The organism is Shewanella sp. SM69, from assembly GCF_025653985.1.
Classification (GTDB): domain Bacteria; phylum Pseudomonadota; class Gammaproteobacteria; order Enterobacterales; family Shewanellaceae; genus Shewanella; species Shewanella oncorhynchi.
The window spans coordinates 260,960-280,229 of record NZ_JAKKRV010000005.1; the positions used below are offsets into that span (position 1 = coordinate 260,960).

General features: G+C 43.0%; 12 protein-coding genes and 3 pseudogenes. 10 read left to right on the forward strand and 5 right to left on the reverse strand.

The annotated features are described in order from the left end of the window. Positions 1–53: 53 nt before the first annotated feature. Complete coding sequence (locus L5M37_RS09785; RefSeq protein ID WP_105249767.1) at positions 54–1,610, reverse strand: GGDEF domain-containing protein; 1,557 nt, start codon at positions 1,608–1,610, stop codon at positions 54–56. A gap of 151 nt (positions 1,611–1,761) precedes the next feature. Further along, complete coding sequence (locus L5M37_RS09790; RefSeq protein ID WP_263200296.1) at positions 1,762–3,924, reverse strand: tetratricopeptide repeat protein; 2,163 nt, start codon at positions 3,922–3,924, stop codon at positions 1,762–1,764. Positions 3,925–4,058: 134 nt separating this feature from the next. Here L5M37_RS09790 and L5M37_RS09795 point away from each other — a divergent pair. Next, a pseudogene (locus tag L5M37_RS09795) lies at positions 4,059–5,870 on the forward strand (M61 family metallopeptidase). Between the two features lie 171 nt (positions 5,871–6,041). Here L5M37_RS09795 and rdgC read toward each other — a convergent pair. Then, positions 6,042–6,956 carry a recombination-associated protein RdgC gene (gene rdgC / locus L5M37_RS09800; protein WP_113941038.1) on the reverse strand — a complete coding sequence of 305 codons (915 nt, stop codon included), beginning with the start codon at positions 6,954–6,956 and terminating at the stop codon, positions 6,042–6,044. 291 nt (positions 6,957–7,247) lie between these two features. Between rdgC and L5M37_RS09805 the strand changes: the two genes are divergently transcribed. The 5 genes from L5M37_RS09805 (at position 7,248) to L5M37_RS09825 (ending at position 14,422) form a co-directional block, all read left to right on the forward strand. Then, positions 7,248–8,216, forward strand: a complete 969-nt coding sequence (locus L5M37_RS09805) for a porin (RefSeq protein ID WP_168823290.1) — start codon at positions 7,248–7,250, stop codon at positions 8,214–8,216. Between the two features lie 186 nt (positions 8,217–8,402). Continuing rightward, the gene (phoB, locus tag L5M37_RS09810; protein ID WP_006085167.1) at positions 8,403–9,092 is read left to right on the forward strand and encodes a phosphate regulon transcriptional regulator PhoB; all 690 of its coding nucleotides are present in this window, start codon (positions 8,403–8,405) and stop codon (positions 9,090–9,092) included. An 80-nt stretch (positions 9,093–9,172) separates the two neighbouring features. Then, positions 9,173–10,471, forward strand: coding sequence for a phosphate regulon sensor histidine kinase PhoR (gene phoR / locus L5M37_RS09815; protein WP_105249762.1), 1,299 nt, complete (start codon positions 9,173–9,175; stop codon positions 10,469–10,471). A 512-nt stretch (positions 10,472–10,983) separates the two neighbouring features. Further along, the gene (locus L5M37_RS09820; protein ID WP_113941039.1) at positions 10,984–11,955 is read left to right on the forward strand and encodes a PstS family phosphate ABC transporter substrate-binding protein; all 972 of its coding nucleotides are present in this window, start codon (positions 10,984–10,986) and stop codon (positions 11,953–11,955) included. A gap of 613 nt (positions 11,956–12,568) precedes the next feature. Beyond that, the gene (locus tag L5M37_RS09825) at positions 12,569–14,422 is read left to right on the forward strand and encodes a M1 family metallopeptidase (protein WP_263200298.1); all 1,854 of its coding nucleotides are present in this window, start codon (positions 12,569–12,571) and stop codon (positions 14,420–14,422) included. Between the two features lie 1,015 nt (positions 14,423–15,437). On the opposite strand, the gene L5M37_RS09830 is transcribed toward L5M37_RS09825, so the two are convergent. Further along, positions 15,438–15,923: a glutathione peroxidase gene (locus L5M37_RS09830; protein ID WP_106651117.1), complete on the reverse strand. Its 486-nt coding sequence runs from the start codon at positions 15,921–15,923 to the stop codon at positions 15,438–15,440. Positions 15,924–16,074: 151 nt separating this feature from the next. Between L5M37_RS09830 and L5M37_RS09835 the strand changes: the two genes are divergently transcribed. The 3 genes from L5M37_RS09835 to L5M37_RS09845 all read left to right on the forward strand — a co-directional run bounded on the left by L5M37_RS09835 (position 16,075) and on the right by L5M37_RS09845 (position 18,761). Continuing rightward, positions 16,075–17,445: a magnesium transporter gene (locus L5M37_RS09835; RefSeq protein WP_028760672.1), complete on the forward strand. Its 1,371-nt coding sequence runs from the start codon at positions 16,075–16,077 to the stop codon at positions 17,443–17,445. Positions 17,446–17,536: 91 nt separating this feature from the next. Beyond that, entirely contained in the window at positions 17,537–18,055 is a 519-nt protein-coding gene (locus L5M37_RS09840; protein WP_263200300.1) for a GNAT family N-acetyltransferase, read from the forward strand. A gap of 166 nt (positions 18,056–18,221) precedes the next feature. After that, positions 18,222–18,761: a YfaZ family outer membrane protein gene (locus L5M37_RS09845; protein ID WP_028760670.1), complete on the forward strand. Its 540-nt coding sequence runs from the start codon at positions 18,222–18,224 to the stop codon at positions 18,759–18,761. A 63-nt stretch (positions 18,762–18,824) separates the two neighbouring features. Here the strand turns inward: L5M37_RS09845 and L5M37_RS09850 are convergent. After that, positions 18,825–19,046 (reverse strand): annotated as a pseudogene (locus L5M37_RS09850) (EamA family transporter); the annotation flags it as partial. 71 nt (positions 19,047–19,117) lie between these two features. Between L5M37_RS09850 and L5M37_RS09855 the strand changes: the two are divergent. Next, positions 19,118–19,270 (forward strand): annotated as a pseudogene (locus tag L5M37_RS09855) (IS110 family transposase); the annotation flags it as partial.

The following is a 19,270-nucleotide window of genomic DNA, read 5'->3' on the forward strand; positions in this document are numbered from 1 at the left end:
CCACTCCTTCGTCATGACAGGAGTGATTAGAGGAGGCGTATAGTGGGGCTTAATTATACGTCAATCACAACCCTGTCTCTGCTTTCGTGTTTCGCTTTGTAGAGTGCTGCATCGGCGCGTTCAAAGGTCTCATGTATGAGTTCACTTCCCATAACTTGCGCAGCCCCTATAGATACTGTAACTGTAATTCTCTGATTTTTAAATTTAAATGGAATATTTTTTACTTTCTCGCGCACTCTGTTTAAAAGTTGAGCGATATCAGCAGGGGCCACATCAGGTAATAGCAGTACAAATTCTTCACCGCCATAGCGGGCTACAAATTCTGTATCTCGCAGGGAGTTTTTCAATGCCATTGCTATAACTTGCAAGGTTTTATCACCTGTGCTGTGGCCAAAACTGTCGTTGATGGTTTTGAAGTGATCGATATCGGCAACGGCAACCCACAACGGGGACTTATGCCGTTGATAGTTACGGTATTCTAGCTCCATGCGCTCTTCTAATGCAGCACGGTTAGGCAATTGAGTTAAGCTGTCGAGTAAGTTGAGTTTTTGTTGTTCAAACAAACGCTCTTTGTAGGTGTTAGCCTCACTACTTAACTCATTAAGCTCTTTGCGCATTGTCTCCATCGACTTGCGCAACAAGGCTTGCTCTCTTTGCTCTAGGGCTTCTTTACGGGCTAATGCCGAGCGGATAGAGTTAAGTTGCTCTGTTAGTTGAGCTTTAAGGTCAACGACGTCTTCCACATCGATAATGATTTCACCTGCGTTATCGACGCGGGTGTTAATCTCACGATTCAGCTGGGTTTTTAATTGGAAGCTACGTTGATTGTGATTGTAAGACTCGCTCACCACCTCACGTACCGCGGCTAAGGCATCATTGAGTGCAAACAAAAACTCTTGGGATGCCGATTTCTCGCGGGCGATGTTATCAAGCAATAACGCTAAAATGGTTTGGTAGGCTTCGAGCAAGCTATCAACTTCAATCTCAGAAGAGAGTACTTCTTTGATCACTAATACTTGGTCACGTTGATCTTTACGGAACTCGATTTCCGAAATCATCTGCGCCAGCTCATGGGCTAGTTGCCTGTGCTTTGGTAAGACATCAAGTTTTTCAGATTCGCTAAATTGTAGCTGTAATATGGTTTCGTAGAAGCCAATGATTTGCTTAACTTTAGGTATATATTCCCACACAGTATGAAAAGGTTTAGCCAGATCTTGCTTGAAGTAATTGACTTCTTTTTTGAGTTTTTCAGGTGCTGAGTTAACGCGTTGGATCTGACGGATCACCTGTGACAATCCAGTACGACTCTCTTCGAGTTGTACCATCACATGGTGATATTGGCCTTTTAGCAGGCGCTCGACATCAACTAATTCTGGCAATGCCTCATCGACTCGCTCAAACGTATTTAAGTTATGGCGAAGTTTGGCGAGTTTATTATCCAGCTCAAGATTTTGCCCTTTACAGGCGAGGCTTAAGTGACCAATAAATTGGAGTAATGTCTGTAACTTTGCATTTCTATCTTCATTAACTTCATCAAGGGCAAGTTTGGCCGAATGGAGTTTCTGTTGCAGCAAGGCAAGTTGTGAAACTGTAGCGCTTGAATCCTTCATCCTGAGTATTGTCCTAACTCTGCAAGGCTAAAAAACATGACAATCCTATGTCCAGATTAGCTGTTAACTCATATGATACTAATGTTATAACACTGGGCGTAGAGTGCAAATGCGATTTGCCTGTGACTCTGTGATTAATTACCGATATTGATCAAATATTTTCCAATAATTGCCTATCTTGGTTATTTTCCCAGCAAGGCCAGCGAATATCCTCTTTATTGCCGTTGGTCTCTAATCTGATTAATCCACGCTCAATGCCTTTTTCAAGGTGCAAAAATAACGGGTTTGCAAATAAGCTCAAAGGAACAAAGTCTAGGGCTCTGAGAGCGACATAATAGTCGTTATTGCCATCTAAACTACGGGCACAGGCAAGCGCCATCTGCACTGTTTCAAATTTTAATTTCGCTGCCATTTTAATTTCTGATTTTGCTAAAAGTGGCAAATGTGCAAAGCCAAGACGGAAATGATGTGTGATTTGCTGTTGATCGAGTTTCAGGCGTACTTGGCTGAGTATTTGTGTCGGCTCAATAGGTTGCGTGAAACGAACCGCAAATACCCCTTGGCGTACCACATAAACAGATGCTGCGAGTGCATCCGTTAGATGATTGGCAATTTGCGCTGTTACTGCATCACTAAAATATTGGCCAGAGTCCAGATCCGCCGTAAGTTGGGTGGGGAAGGCGATAATCGCGAGTGCCGTTGTGGATTCCTGACTTTTATTATGGCTTAAGTGCGCTAATAATGCGGCATACCCTAAATTGTGAGTGAAGGGTTCCTGTAGCGTTAATTGAGTTAATGCCGCGTTTTTAGCCATTATTTTGCGACGATTTTGTAGCATGAAAATAATCACGAGCAGCAAGAGTCCGGCAATAAGGCTGCAAATGAGCAGTAGCGTGTGAGTGTTGTTGCTTTCTTTCACTGTCTCAACGAGTTTTCCCTGTAGCATGTTGAGCTCAAGTTTAAGCTGTTGCTCTGCAAGGGCAGAGGCCGACACAGGGGAGTCTTTATCTGTCTCAGCTGGCTTTTTACTTAGCTCAATAATACGGGCTTGGGCATCGATGGTTTTTGATAATTCACCTAATTTTTGCGCCGCCGAGGCGATAAGTGTGAGTGCGGATTTTTGTTCATCGACCAGTTTTAAATCGACTGCGAGTGCTAATGCGATATCGGCATGGGTCATCATCAGCGGCCAATCTTGGTTGGTTTGGGCGATTTCACCAATTAAGAGTTCGTTATAAACTTGATAGTGATGGCTTTGTTTTTCTTTGAATATTTGATTGGCCATCAGTAAATATTTTAGGGCGTTAACATTGTCTTTAATATTTGAGTAGGCTTGTCCTAAATTATGGAAATTAAGCCCCTGTGCGATGTAGTTACCGCGTTTTGCATCTAATTGCTGGGCATTTAGGTAGTAATCAATCGCTTTATGCCAATCCCCTTGTTCGCCATAGACCATAGCGATCACTGTCATACAACTTGAAAGATAAGTGTCATTGCCCATCTTTTTAAAGCCAGCTGCGGCTTCATGAGCGTTTTTAAGCGCTTCATCCCACTGCTTTAAGTCACGGTATACTTTAGAAAGTTGCAATTGCAGATTGGTTTTCATTGATGGGTAATTAGAACGATTGGAGATCCGAATCGCTTCACTATAATGCTGTAATGATTTTGTAAGCTGCTGATTAAAATTGTAATAAAAGCCAAGCCTCGCTTCAGCCGCCGCGATTAAGTAATCGTTTCTGAGTTTATAGGCAATGTCGCGGTATGTGTGGAAGTGCATCAGTGCAGGCACTTCTTGGCGGATCAATAAATGTAAGCCACCTAGATGTTCATGAATATTGTGTTTAAGAATTAATGCTTCGATGTCATAGCTGTCGTTGATGCGGGTGAGCGCTTCATTATAAAGACCAATCGCTTCTTGATATTTCTGTTCAGTACGGCCAAGGTAACGGCCATTTAACATGGCGACCATGGCAAGTTCGTAGGGCGATTGCGCCGCAGTCGATAGGAGTTCAATCAAGCTTTTTGCGTTTTGAAAATCGACCTTGGTTTTAACGTTTGGCTCCATATTGAGGCGGGCCAGTAAATACAAAATCTGTTCAAATTCGAGTGGATTGTAGCCTTGCTCTTGGGCTGCGCGCTCAAATTGGTCACGGTTTTGAAATGCGAGGGGAAAGGAAATCGTTTTGTTGAGCGCATCATACATTTGCTGCGGTGATTCTCTTAACTCAACCTCATCCGCTTCGAGATCTCGGCTTTGGACTGTAAAAGGCAGTGACAGCAACAGAGTAAATATAATAACCGTGAGTTTTTGCATTTGAACTGTGATTCCTCATTCCTTTAGTCAAGGAACTTATTTTGTTAGCTTTTGTTAGCGCCTAATGAGGATGCTACATCGACTTGTTATACTTGGAAAAATCATAAGAAGCATAATAACAGAAGGAAGCAAGAGTGAAACCCAACAGACTATCAATCTTGATATTGAGCGCATTATTTTCGGGTCAAGTATTGGCCGATGTGAAATACCAAATCGACCTTATTCAACCCGAACACCATATTGCCCAAGTGAGTGTCACTTTTCCTGAAGTGAAGACGAACGATTTTACGGTGAATCTCCCTGTGTGGCGGACAGGCAAATATCAAGTATTGCCTTTGGCCGATGGTGTGCGCTGATTTAGTGCTAAAGATAGTCAAGGTCATGAACTGCAATGGAAGCGCACCGCGAGCGGTGAATGGCAAGTGGCGCTCACGCAGCCAACCCGTGTTACCGTCAGTTATCAATTGTATGCTAATGAATTAGGCCAAAGGGTGCGCCATATTGACGCGAGCCATGCCTATTTAGATGCTAGCGGTGTGTTCATGTACAGTCCGCAATTTCGCTCTGAACCAATATCCGTAGAATTAAAAGTACCTAAAAATTGGCAAAGTTACTCTGGGATGTCATCGGGTAAGGCCGCTCATTCCTTTATTGCCCCTAATTATGATGTGTTGATCGACTCCCCGATTGAAACTGGTGTGAGTACCCATAAACAATTTAGTGCTAATGGTAAAAACTATGAATTGGTGTTTTGGGGGGAAGGTAACTATGACACTGATACGATAGTGAAAGATCTTAAAGCCTTAAGCGGTCAAGCTAAGGTGATTTGGGATGATTATCCTTTTGATCGTTACGTGTATATGGTGCATGCAACGAGTGGTGCCAGTGGCGCGACAGAACATTTAAACTCTACTGTCATTCAACTGCCGCGCTTTAGTTTCCGTGAACGCAAGGACTACCTGCGCTTTATTAGCACGGCATCCCATGAGTTTATTCATACCTGGAACGTGAAGGCTTATCGTCCCGAGGGATTAGTTCCCTATGATTATCAACATGAAAATATGACGGAATTACTGTGGATGGCTGAAGGTTCTACCAGTTATTTTCAAGATCAGTTGCTGTTGCGGGCTGGAGTCATAACAGTTAAAGAGTTCCTCGAAGATTTAGCCAAGCGCGTCGAGAAAAACCAACTCAATCCGGGTCGTGAAACTCAATCTGTGGCAGAGGCGAGTGCAGGGGAGTGGAGCAGTATTGGTGGCGATTATGCCATTAACCACAGTGTAAATATTTACTCAGAGGGCTACTTAACCTCTTTAGCCTTAGATTTTTCATTGCTGCAAGACTCCGAGCTTAAGTATTCATATCGCGATGTGCACCGTCGTTTATATCAAGATCATCGCGTACCAAAAGGCTATGGTGTTAGTGATGTTCAGTACATTCTTAAAGACTTATCTGGCAAAGATTATGCGTCTTGGTGGCAAGCCAATGTGAATAGTCCCATGAGTTTAGATTTCCCAGAATTATTATCACAGGCAGGGTTAAATCTGTCCTATGGTAAAGATTCAAAAGCTGAGGCATTTGCGGGAATGACCTTGAGCAGTACCCATGGCTCTTTAGTGTTAGACCAAGTGTTGCGTAATGGTCCTGCTTGGCAAGCGGGCATAGTTACGGGGGATGAAGTATTGGCGATTAATGGTCTCAAGGTGACTGCTGCGGGTTTCTATAAGCGCATCAAAGACTTTAAGGTTGGCGATAGTGTAGAGGTGATATTATTTAGCAACGATAAAATCAAGCAAGTACAGCTCATCCTTGGCGAGCAGCAAAGCGGTAAGCTAGTGCTCAAGGGGGATGCAAAAGCGACTAAACAGCAAAAAGCTTTCTTCAAGACTTGGTTAGGCATTGATTGGCCGTTTGACAATAAAGGCGAGTTAGCGACTAAAGCTTAATGTGGTTATGACTTCATATTTAGCATCTAAATGCCTTTGTCTTAAAGCCACCTAAAGTAAAATCGTCATAAAAAAGGCGCAACCATTATTTTGATGGAGGCGCCTTTTCTTATCTTGTACGGCTCAGTCTAACAAGCGAGTTGCAGATCTCGTCTGCTTAACGAGTTTTGCTTAAACTTGTGCGTCTTCGAGTCCACCAAGGGCGGCCACGAGTGCATGCATCAAGGCGACTAACTCGCTGCCCATTAGGGCAAAGTCTGCATCTAAACGAGCCATAGGATCGTCAGTGCCGACTTCATCGTTCCCTGCTCTAAATTCTTCAGAGAATTTAAGGCGCTTCACGCTGGCATCTGATTGCAATAATAGTGCAATCGATTGGCCGAAATGCAGCGCTAACTTGTGTACTTGCTTACCTGTTGCTAAGTGAGCTAACACTTCGTCTTCTTTCAAATCCTGCTGCTTAAAGCGCACAATTCCGCCTTCATCAGCTTCAGATTTTAGCTCGGCTTCGTCTTGCATTTCAAAGGGTAATGGCGCGCTGCCAAGTTTTAACCATTCAGTTAAATTGGATTCGACTGGCGCTTTAAAGCTCAGTGGGATCACAGGTAAACTGCCGAGAGCTTTACGTAATAGCGCTAATAATTCTTCGGCCTTAGTGGCACTTGAACTATCAACGAGGATCATTTCTAGCTCAGGTAAAATCAAGGCGTGGGTTTGGCTTCGGCGCGAAAAAGCGCGTGGGAGTAGGCTAGTGATGATTTCATCTTTTAGCGCATCTTTTTCTTTTTTCGCCAGTTTACGATTTTCTTCATCTTCAATGAGAGCCACTTTTTCTTCTAAGGCTTCTTTGATGACTTGGCCTGGCAGAATTTTCTCTTCTTTAGTCACGCAGATCAGATGACGATTGTCAGCGCTATGGACCAAAGAACTGCCTTTTTTGCCTAACGCATTTGAGAAACCAAATTTACTGACATCTTGGCTTGAGCAGGGGGAGAAAGTAAAATCGGCCAACGCAGTTTCTAGCGCTTCGGTTTCGACGGCAAAAGGTTTATTGAAACGATAAAGAGTAAGATTTTTAAACCACATAAGAGGCGCCCATTGAAAATTAAAGTGGCAGTTTACGGCATAGTTTGGACGGGGTAAACCTGTGTTCAATAGCTGATTTTTAACTGAGGATCAGAATTCATTAAACTGTAACATAATAATTAGCTTAGCTGCAGCCTGCATTTTTACTGGGTTTTGTGCCTGGCTTCACGTCAGCTTTTTTGCTCGCCAACGTTAATGGTCACAATTGAAATAAAATTGAAACACATTCATTGCAAACTTTCGGTCGTTCCAAACCAATAACCAAGACGAACATAACGTCGAAAGGATTAAATGATGAACGTTTTTTGTAAAACTCTACTTGCTTCTGCGCTAGCTTCTGCAACTCTGGCTTCAGCTAATGCCGCTGAGCCACTGACTGTTTATGGTAAGTTGAATGTCACTGCTCAATCAAATGATGAGAAAGGTGATGCTACAACAACTATTCAAAGTAATGCTTCTCGTTTTGGTGTGAAGGGTGATTTTGCGCTGTCTAGCTCGCTGGAAGCTTTCTACACAGTGGAATATCAAGTTGATACAGGTGCAGCATCAAGCGATAACTTTACTGCACGTAACCAATTTGTTGGTTTGAAAGGCGCATTTGGTTCGTTCTCTGTGGGTCGTAATGATACCTTGTTGAAAATTTCTCAAGGTGATGTTGATCAGTTTAACGACCTTTCAGGTGACTTAGGTAAGCTGTTCAAGGGTGAAGTTCGCGCTGCTCAAACGGCGACTTACCTTACGCCTTCCTTTGGTGATTTTGTATTCGGTGTTACCTATGTTGCCGAAGGAAATGATGTAAAAGGTCAATTTGCTCAAGATGGTTTTAGCTTAGCGGCCATGTATGGTGATGCGAAACTGAAGAAAACGCCCGTTTATGCATCTCTTGCCTATGACTCAGATGTGTCTGGATATGAGATTGTTCGTGCCAGCTTACAAGCTAAGTTAGCCGGTATTAAACTGGGTGGTATGTACCAGCAACAAGAACAAACCTATAAATTTGATTCTGCAACGTCGATGCCAGTTGAAGTCACTGCAGAAAGTGCTAACGGCTATCTATTAAGCGCTGCCTATGATATCGATGCTGTTACTTTAAAAGCTCAGTTCCAAGATATGGAAGAACTTGGTGATTCATGGTCGGTAGGTGCAGACTACAGCTTAGGTAAGCCAACTAAACTATTCGCTTTCTACACGAACCGTTCGTTAGAAGCGTCTACAGATGATGACAAATACATTGGTGTTGGCTTAGAACACAAATTCTAAATCTAGCATTAAAGCTCAATTAAGGAGGCATATAGCCTCCTTTTTTATTGCTATAAACAAACAGTTATATAAACTTATTATGACAAATATTACTACTATATGGCTCAAGCGGCGCACTTATTCATAAATTTGTAATAAAAATGACTAATAATAGCCGTGTTGACATTCACTGACAGAAAATCACTTATGACTGCAAGGATATTGATAGTAGAAGACGAGTTGGCCATCCGCGAGATGCTGACTTTTGTAATGGAACAGCATGGGTTTACCACCTCTGCGGCGGAAGATTTTGATTCGGCCATTGCGCTGCTAAAGGAGCCTTACCCCGATCTGATTTTATTGGATTGGATGTTTCCTGGCGGAAGTGGTATTCAATTGGCGAAACGCTTAAAGCAAGATGAGTTTACGCGCCAAATTCCGATCATTATGTTAACCGCCCGCGGTGAAGAGGAAGATAAAGTCAAAGGCCTCGAAGTTGGCGCCGATGATTACATCACTAAACCTTTTTCCCCTAAAGAGCTGGTCGCACGTATTAAAGCTGTATTGCGTCGTAGTGCACCGACTCGTTTAGAAGAAACCATTGATGTACAGGGCTTAATGCTCGATCCTGTGAGTCACAGGGTGAGTGTGGGTGAAACTGTATTAGATATGGGCCCAACCGAATTTCGTTTATTACACTTTTTCATGACCCATCCTGAGCGTGTTTACAGCCGTGAACAGCTGCTCGATAATGTGTGGGGCACCAATGTGTATGTTGAAGACAGAACCGTTGACGTGCATATCAGACGCCTTCGTAAAGCCGTTGAAGAGTCTGGTCATGATCGCTTGATCCAAACGGTTCGTGGCGCTGGTTATCGTTTCTCTACACGCATTTAGTGCTGAATAACTGTTAGGCACAAGTTAGCTTTTACGCTATCTTGTGCTCCTCTTATTTAGCCTGATGTTTGGGTTTATTTATGTCTGACTCTTATTCAGGGTATCGGTTGTTTACGCGCTTAGGTTTATATCTACTGCTTTGCGCGCTAATAGGTTTATTGGTAGGGAAACTTCTCTGGATACTCTTTATCGGCACGCTAGGGTTAGTTTGCTGGCATTACCGACAATTATCACGGCTTAACTTTTGGTTATGGCGGGATAGAAAACTCACGCCGCCGCAGGGCAGTGGGAGCTGGGAAGGTGTATTTAACGGTATTTATCGCCTTCAAGGGAAGAATCGTCGACGAGTCGGTCAACTGGCCGCACTGCTGGCACGATTTCGTCAAGGTGCTGAGGCGTTACCCGATGCCGCTGTCGTGCTTGATTCAGAGCATAATATTTTATGGTGTAACAAGTTAGCGCAACTCATTCTCGGTTTTGTGTGGCCACAGGATAATGGTCAACGAATCGATAATTTAATTCGTCATCCTGATTTTTCTGCTTACATTAAATCCGCACAATACAAAGAGCCGCTGGAGTTACCTTCGCCGGTATCGGATAGGCGTTTGCTTGAAATCCGTATCATGGCTTACGGTGACAGGCAGTTACTGTTAATTGCGCGGGATATCACTCGTATACGTCAGCTTGAGGGAATGCGAAAAGAGTTTGTCGCGAATGTGTCGCATGAATTAAAAACGCCGCTCACTGTGCTACAGGGTTACCTCGAAATGATGCAAAGCATGGCTGAACCTGATTCGATGAACGTCAAGCCGTTAGCATTGATGCAGCAGCAGACACGACGAATGCAATCTATGGTCGAACAGCTATTGATGTTATCGCGAATTGAAGATGCGGCGGATATTAACCTCGAAAACACTGTGAATATGACGCAGTTGATGGAGGTGCTCAAGGAGGAAGCTAAGGCGCTGGCACAAGATAAGTATGAGTTGAGTTTCTATTGTGAGCCTGGACTTGATTCTCACGGCAATGAATTGCAGCTGAGAAGTGCCTGTTCTAACTTGATTTCTAATGCGATTCGTTACACAGAACCTGGCGGGAAAATTACAGTGCAGTGGTGCAGTGTGGCTACGGGTGCCATCTTTAGCGTAACGGATACGGGTGAAGGTATTGCGGCTCAGCATATTGGTCGATTAACGGAACGCTTTTATCGGGTAGACAGTGCGCGCTCAAGGCAAACCGGTGGTAGTGGTTTAGGTTTAGCGATAGTAAAACATGCGCTTAACCACCATCACAGTAAGCTTAAAATCAGCAGTGAAGTCGGTAAAGGCAGTACTTTTAGCTTTATTATCCCTTTGCATCTTATCGAACGTAAGAAATAGTATGTGTGAGTGAAATATTTACAATAAATCTAGAAATAAAAACAGGCCATTAGGGCCTGTTTTTGTTTCTAGGTTTATTGAGTCTTTATTATACCAATAGTATTAAATATCTGTTCATTCAGCGGGGATTCAACGCGCTTTAGACAAGGCGAAGGCTTGAAGGCAGAGTGGTGCTCTGTCGAAAGCCTTAAACGCAGTATAAAGCGCGTTGCCATGCCGTTAACATCAGCCGCCCTTCGGGAGCCACACAAGCATCCCACTCCGGTGTTGCATTGACTTAAAAGGGAATAACTATTTCTGCATCAATGCGCCTTGGATTGAAATGCCTGTGAGGCTCTGAACTGATTAGATATTTAATGTGATTGGTATTAATGACAGAAAAAAGCGATAAATAGTGCATTGTCATTTAAGTGTCATATCACGGACATAGAATTGTCATTGTAGCGATTGATACTGGCTGCGTCTGAAGAAACTTAAGTTACAAATTAGTTAGCTTACTACTGGAGCACATAATGAAACTGAAAAAGCTTGTCGGCGCGATTACTCTAACAGCCGCTGGTGTATTCTCTGCCACTGCGATGGCATCGATTGATCCATCTCTGCCTACTTATGAAAAAGCGAGCGGTGTATCTGGCAACTTATCATCTGTAGGATCAGATACCTTAGCCAACATGATGACACTTTGGGCAGAAGAATTTAAACAAATGTACCCTAACGTCAACATTCAGATCCAAGCGGCGGGTTCTTCTACTGCGCCACCAGCGTTGACTGAAGGCACTTCACAGTTCGGTCCTATGAGCCGTAAGATGAAGCCTAATGAAGTTGAAGCGTTCGAAAAGCATTTTGGTTATAAACCAACTGCGATTCGTGTAGCTATCGATGCTTTAGCCGTATTCGTGCACAAAGATAACCCAATCAAAGGCTTAAGCGTTGAGCAAGTTGATGGCATTTTTTCTTCAACTCACAAATGTGGTAGCAGTGACATCCAACGTTGGGGCGATTTAGGCTTAGACGGTAACTGGTCTGCCAAAGACGTTCAACTTTACGGTCGCAACTCAGTATCGGGCACTTACGGTTACTTTAAAGAGCACGCGCTTTGTAAAGGTGACTTTAAAGCTAACGTAAACGAGCAACCTGGTTCAGCTTCTGTTGTGCAATCTGTTTCTCAATCTTTGAATGCGATTGGCTACTCAGGTATCGGTTACAAAACTGCAGGTGTTAAAGCTGTTGCCATCGCTAAGAAAGGCAATGAGTTTATCGAAGCTACAGCTGAAAACGCGGCTAATGGTACTTACCCACTATCACGTTACTTATACGTTTACGTGAACAAGCAACCAAACAAAGACTTAGCACCAATGGAAAAAGAATTCCTGCGTTATGTGTTGTCTAAGCAAGGTCAGCAAGTGGTAGAGAAAGATGGCTATGTGCCAGTGCCTAATAGCGTAGTTGCTAAGGATTTAGAGCAAGTAGGTATTCGCTTGTAAGCCAAACGGCTTGTTAATCAAGGACCTCTTAGGAGGTCCTTTTTGTTTTTGTGGTTTTAAATGTGTGATGATGTCGGATTTAGACCAAATTAAAGACATAAAAAAAGCAACCTAAGTAGGTTGCTGTAAATTCCAATTCGGAATCTTGGGACGGTCGCGCTAGAAACCATCTAAAGGAGAATGATGATGAACGAAGAAACTCATTACAAAGATTCGGTTCATAATATCTGACTCAGCATCATCAAATTAGTTCAGGGAAAGTGCGAAATATTTTAAATAATTTTGCATTTTGTTTTTATAAAAAGAGGCTGACTCGATTTTTGCCAAGTTTGCACGTCTCAATTTTAGCTGCTTCTACTGTGACTACCGATAAATCCAGCAAGCTAGAGATAGCTTATTGCAAACTCGGTACCTAGACCCAAAGATGAACTGTTACAAAAAACTTGTTCCTAAGGAGCTCTAGAGCTCAGTTACGATTTGCCTCTGAGTAAATTTGCAGTCGATAATACCTCCCAATGATTAGTGATAAGTTATCAAGCCCGTCACCACTGCAAGGTAACTCATAACTCACTATTTAGAACATACCGCTCAAAACTTGAATATCGAGGCGACAGTGTTGCAACCAACTAAGAGTATGTTAGCTGATGTAGCCCCTTGGGATTTAACCCGAGATTACCATTCTTTTGCGAATACCGAACAAGTGCAAGTGACCCATGTCTCTTTGGATGTCATGGTGGATTTTGACGCGCAGCGTCTTTTCGCTAAAGCGACGCTGTCCTTGGATTTTCTTGAGTGTGATGTAACAGAGCTTTGGCTTGATAGTCGAGATCTAACCATACTTGCTGTGACTTGCTTTAATGGTATAGAGGGGGTGAATGCATTAACAGAAATGGATGATGAACCGCTCGACTTTGTGCTTAATGAAGCTGACCCCATCCTCGGGCAAAAATTGTGTATCACGTTACCAGAATCTCCATGCAAGCAGGTTTGTATTCACTATCAAACCTCTCCGTCCGCCCAAGGATTACAGTGGCTAGCGCCAGAGCAAACCGCGGGTAAACAGTTACCTTACCTCTTTAGTCAATCGCAACCGATCAATGCCCGCAGTTGGATCCCATTACAAGATACGCCTAAGGCGCGGATCACTTTTGATGCTAAGGTGCAAGTGCCCAAAGGCATGCGCGCCGTTATGAGCGCGATGAATCATCCCGATACGCCACTTAATGGTGTGTTTCACTTTGAGATGGAACAGCCTATTCCGACCCATTTAATGGCCTTGGCTGTGGGTGATATTGCCTTTCAAGCGATAGGTCCAAGATGCGGCGTGTATACCGAGCCTAGCATGCTAGCGGCCGCGGCAAAAGAGTTTGAAGATACTGAACAGATGCTCGACGTTGTCGAGTCATTGTTAGGTCCTTACGTATGGGGCCGCTATGACATGATTATCTTGCCGCCGAGTTTCCCATTCGGTGGAATGGAAAATCCGCGTTTAGCCTTTTTAACGCCCACACTCATTGCTGGCGATAAAAGCTTAGTGTCAACCGTTGCCCATGAGTTAGCGCATTCTTGGACGGGCAATTTGGTCAGTAATGCGACTTGGCGTGATCTCTGGTTAAACGAAGGTTTCACGACCTATTTTACTAACCGTATTGTCGAGGCTGTCTACGGCAAAGAACAGGCAGAATTAGAATGGGTAATAGAGTTTGGTCGCTTAAAAGAAGAAATCGCGTCTTTGCCTACGGGTAAGCAAACTTTACCCGCTAATGTGCAGCAGGACGATCCTAATCTTGCCTTTAATCGTTTTACTTATGATAAGGCTTCGATGTTTGTCCATGATTTAGAGCGCAGGCTAGGGCGAGTAGAATTTGATAAATTTTTACTCACTTATGTGAATCATTTTGCGTTTAAAGCCATTACCACCGAAGTGTTTGTCGAGTACGCAAAACAAACTTTACTGCAATTACATGCAGATAAAATCACTGAAGCTGAACTATTAACGTGGATTTATGGTGAAGGCTTACCTAAGGGCTATTGTGGACCAACATCCATGAGTTTAGATAAAGTCGATGATGCGCTGGCGTGTTTTCTACAGGGAACAGCAGCGGGCAGATTAAGTGTTAAAGATTGGCGAGTGCACCATTGGCAATATTTTCTGACCCAATTACCAGAAGTCGTTAGTCAAGTTCAATTGATGGATCTGGATGAAACCTTCCAATTAACCCAATCGACTAATGCAGAAATTGCCTGTGATTGGTTTCGAGTCGCGATTCGTAATCATTATGATCCTGTGTTGCCGGCATTAAGTGCCTATTTAGTGCGTATTGGACGCGGTAAATTTGTGCGGCCACTCTATGCTGAGTTACAAATTGCGGGATATCACTCTGAATTAAAAGACATCTATACAAAGGCGCGTGCAGGCTACCATCCTTCGATTCAAGTTCAATTGGACAAATCACTCAGCTTATAAAAATTTAGGTAAAAAAAATGGCAACCTATGGATTGCCACAAAGAAATCAGTGCGGGATACAAATAGAATTCAATGCGCTAGCGTGTTTTCTATTGTGTCCCAAAAGGGAGATGATGATGAACGACCAACTAATTCGACTCAATGCGATAAAACAGAAACTGTGTCATTTGAGTGCATGAAACTGCGACTTCACATATTTCATTCTCAAGGTGCATTTAATCTTATCCGTTAATCCTTACCTATACTCAGAGTCGCCATTTTTAATTAAGTTCACTGATATCAAAAAAAATCCCAAAAAGTTTCAAAAAGATTTTCTGGGACATTTTTCTGGGAAATACTGAGTGCTTACACTTAAGTGTTACATTTGTTTTACATTGAAATCATGGGGATAAAAATTAAACGTATGCCAGATTTATTAATCTATGAGCTAGCGTTAGCGCTTGTTGAAATTTGAGCAAAAAAAATGGCAACCTAAGGTTGCCACAAGGAAATCAGTGCGGGATACAAATAGAATTCAGTGCGCTAGCGTGTTTTCTATTGTGCCCCAAAAGGGAGATGATGATGAACGACCAACCAATTCGACTCAATGCGATAAAACAGAAACTGTGTCATTTGAGTGCATGAAACTGCGACTTCACATATTTCATTCTCAAGGTGCATTTAATCTTATCCGTTAATCCTTACCTATACTCAGAGTCGCCATTTTTAATTAAGTTCACCGATATCAGAAAAAAGACAAAAAAAGTTTTTGAGAGATATTGAGTGCCCACACTTAGTTGTTACATTTATATTACATATAAAATAAAGGGATAAAAAAAGGCAACCTAATGGTTGCCTAATGACCTATTCCTAGGTCAAGGGGACTGCGCTAGAAGCCCCAGGGAGATGATGAACATGAAAAAGACATTCACTGTTCAATACATTTGAGGGGCCTTGTACGGTTAAAGTTCCATAAAAAATTAAAATAAATCTAAATTTTTATAAATTGCAAGATTTCAAATAGATAGTGATTAAATTATTTTAGCAAAGCAGCAATTTTACTTTCTAATGCTTCGGGTTTGGTCGTTGATGCAAATCTTTCGATTGCTTCGCCTTGGCGATTAACTAAAAATTTAGTGAAATTCCATTTAATACCTTGAGTGCCTAATACGCCGGGAGCGGCTTTCTTAAGGTATTGATAAAGTGGATGCGTATGTTCGCCATTCACTTCTATTTTAGAAAATAGCGGAAACGTCACGCCAAAATTCAATTCACAAAAGGCTTGAATGCCTTGTTCATCGGCTTTTTCTTGGGCGCCAAATTGATTGCAAGGAAAGCCTAAAATCACTAATCCTTGATCTTTGTATTTTTGATATAGCGCTTCTAATCCTTTGTATTGCGGTGTAAATCCACATTCACTGGCGGTGTTGACGATTAAGAGTACTTTGCCCCGATACTGCTCTAAGCTTACCGCGTTGCCTTGAATGTCTGTTGCTGATTGGCTGTATATATTCGTAGTCATGTTCACCTCCGTAGGATCTTAGCCAAACAGCATAAACCTTAAAATAATTTTCAGCAATATAATTGCGCGCAATTTATTTTGTGGGTTTGCTAATTTACTTAATTATCAATATAGTTACAGCAATTTTGTGGCTAAAGAAAAGGGCATCTGTGTGATAGAAAATGACGCAGAATACGAAACAAACATGCAAGCGGATGTGGGGCAAGTAGTTCAACAACTCACTGAAGTTGAAGGCGAAGAACAGGCTGAAGTGTTTAGTGAAATTCTGAATGACTCAGAACCTGGAACCATAGCCTTAGCGCTTGAGTCCTTGCCCTTGGATGAGCGTTATGAGCGTTGGCAGCAAGTTGAATTTGCTGACAGAGTGACTGTGCTGAGCCTGATGCGTGCCGATCCACGCATGGGGATCCTGAAGCGGATGCCTGACAATGAAGTGGATCTGTTATTTGCGCAATTAAGCCCTGAAGATTTAATTGAGTGGAGTGATTATCTTCCTGAAAGTTTTACCGATCGTGCCTTGGCTCAGATGGGGGAGCGTCAGCGACAACGATTCGAACTTTATGATCAATATTCTGAGAATGAAATCGGCCGTTATACCGATCATCAAATGTTGGTGCTCAGTGATAAGGCGACAGTTGCTCAAGCGCAGCGCTTCTTTCGCCGTATAGAGCTCGATTGTAACGACAATTTGTTTATCGTTGATGATCTGGATAAGTATCAAGGTACTGTTCGTCGTTATGATATTTTTAAACATAATCCCGATGAATTATTGATTTCACTTTTGTCTGAGGACTGCCGTGCGTTATCCGCCGATACGAGTCTTTTAGAAGCGGCTGAAGCGATAGAGCACAGCCGCGAAATTGAATTGCCTGTGATTGATGAGTCCGGAGAGTTAATCGGCCGTGTGACGCTACGAACCGCAACGGCATTAGTGCGTGAGCATTATGAGGCGCAGTTGATGGCAACAGCGGGTATGGATGAATCCGACGACTTGTTCGCCCCGATTATGAAAGGTGCTCAGCGCCGTGCTGTATGGCTTGGGATCAATTTACTGACGGCTTTCCTTGCCTCAGCGACCATTGGTTTATTTGAAAATGTCCTATCGCAAGTGGTTGCATTAGCGGTGTTGATGCCGATTGTTGCTTCTATGGGCGGTATTGCGGGGAGCCAGTCTCTAACACTAATGATCCGCGGCATGGCCATGGGACAGATTTCGGCGGGTAACTTGTTTTCGCTAATGAAAAACGAACTCGGCATTGGCATAGTTAACGGATTTTTGTGGGCGATAGTGATAGGTTTAGTCTCTGGCTGGTGGTTCGGTGAAGCGACGATAGGTATAGTGATTGGCTGTGCGATATTGATTAATATGGCCGTTGCTGCCATAGCTGGGGTGATAGTGCCTATGGTGTTACAAAAGTTTAATCAAGATGCGGCGTTATCGGGTTCAGTGATCTTAACGACTGTGACCGATGTGGTGGGTTTCTTTACTTTCTTAGGTATGGCGACGTTGTTATATCTGTAGCGTGGGCTCTTGGGTGAGTTTGGAAGATGAATGCACGGCAATTTGGTGTGCATTCACCGTATGTTGGGAACATTAACGGTTTAATCTGGATATGAATAACATTCAGTTTGTTATAGGTGAAAAGCCGGAAGAATTAGCACTGGCGGCACAATTAATTGATGGGCGTGATGATAATGCTCATCCGTTGGATCATCAGGTCTTTTTCCATTCACGTGCGGTGATCTTAGCGAAAACTATCGAGGGTGAGATTGTCGGTTGCGCCGCGATAAAAGCCGGTAAAGGCACTGTCGATAAAGGCACTGTCGGTGAATTGGGTTATCTGGTGGTGTCGCCCTATTATCGGCGTCAAGGCATAGCTCAAGGTTTAACGCAAAAACGTATCGAAGTGGCTAAGGCTTTGGGGATCTTGATTTTATACGCCACTATTCGCGCCGAAAACACGTCGAGTCAAGCTAATTTATTGAAGGCAGGTTTTAAGTTTTGGCGTAATTATTTGAGTATTCGTGGCACAGGAAATACTGTGGGTTGGTATTACTTAGCTTTAAGCGTTAATGTCGATGCTGAAGCGATAATGCAGTCTTTAGTTGGCGATCGTACTCCTGCGGTCTAATTGTGTTGCAAGTGAAAAGACTTAGATCTTAATGTGTTTTCATCTTGTTTTACATTTGTATATTCCTCGCAAATAATCCCTCTTTATACGCAAATAGGCTGATTTTCTTTATTTATTCGGTATGATCCGCGGCTATTACCCACAGTCATTATTGAGGTGTTTTTTTATGGCTAAGTTCAGAGTAGCAAGTGTCTTATTATTGAGTGCAGCAGCGCTGCAAGTGAATGCGTCAGAATTTAATCTTGGGTTGAACAACGATGTGGTTTCAACTGAGTTGGAACTGCAATTGAACAAAGATACTAACGCAGTTTTGGGTTATATCTATGCGGATGAAGGCGGTCATATCGCTCAAGGTGCAATGCACATGACTCATGATGCGGGTGTGCATCACTTTGAGGTCGGTGCTCAGTTAAGCCAGCTTTGGTCTGACTATTCACCCAATGGCAGTGCCGTTTCTGTTGGTGGTCGTTATGCACTATCAATGGGACCCAATATTTCACTGCACGCCGCGGCTTACTATGCACCGTCTGTATTGTCATTTGGCAATGTTGATGGTCATTATGAATTAGACTCAAAAGTGCAATACCGTATAACGCCAAACATGGCACTTTATGTTGGTTACCGCAAGATTGCCTTCGAATACGATGATGCCCGCAATTTTACTTTCGAAGATGGTGTGTATATTGGCGGTAAATTCCGTTTCTAAGCACAAGGCATATTGATTTAGTTGTATTGCGATCGAGATGTCGAATTAAAGAGCCGGCCGAGGTTAACTTCGCCGGCTTTTCCATTTCGCCTTTAGCTCACAGTAGCTTGGCAATATGGATGAGAAAATGACCAATCCAATACCGATTAAAATCACTAGGCTGAGTTCTTCATCGAGTATCCACCAGCCTAACAAGGCTGCAAAAATCAATCCTGTATATTCTACTGGTGCCATTTGGCTCGCATCGGCACGTCGATAGGCATGGATAATGGAATGGACCCATCCACTTTAAATCGGCCTCGCAATGGGCCACGATGTAGTCGCTAAAACTCATCAGAAAGAGGACGGGTCCACCTATGAAGATTACTACAATCGGTTTAGATATCGCAAAGTCTGTTTTTCATGCTGTTGGCGTCGATAAAGCGGGCAAGTTAATCAAAAAGAAAATGCTTAGACGCAAAGACTTGCTGCCCTTTGTCGCGAAAATTGAGCCTTGCCTTATCGTTATG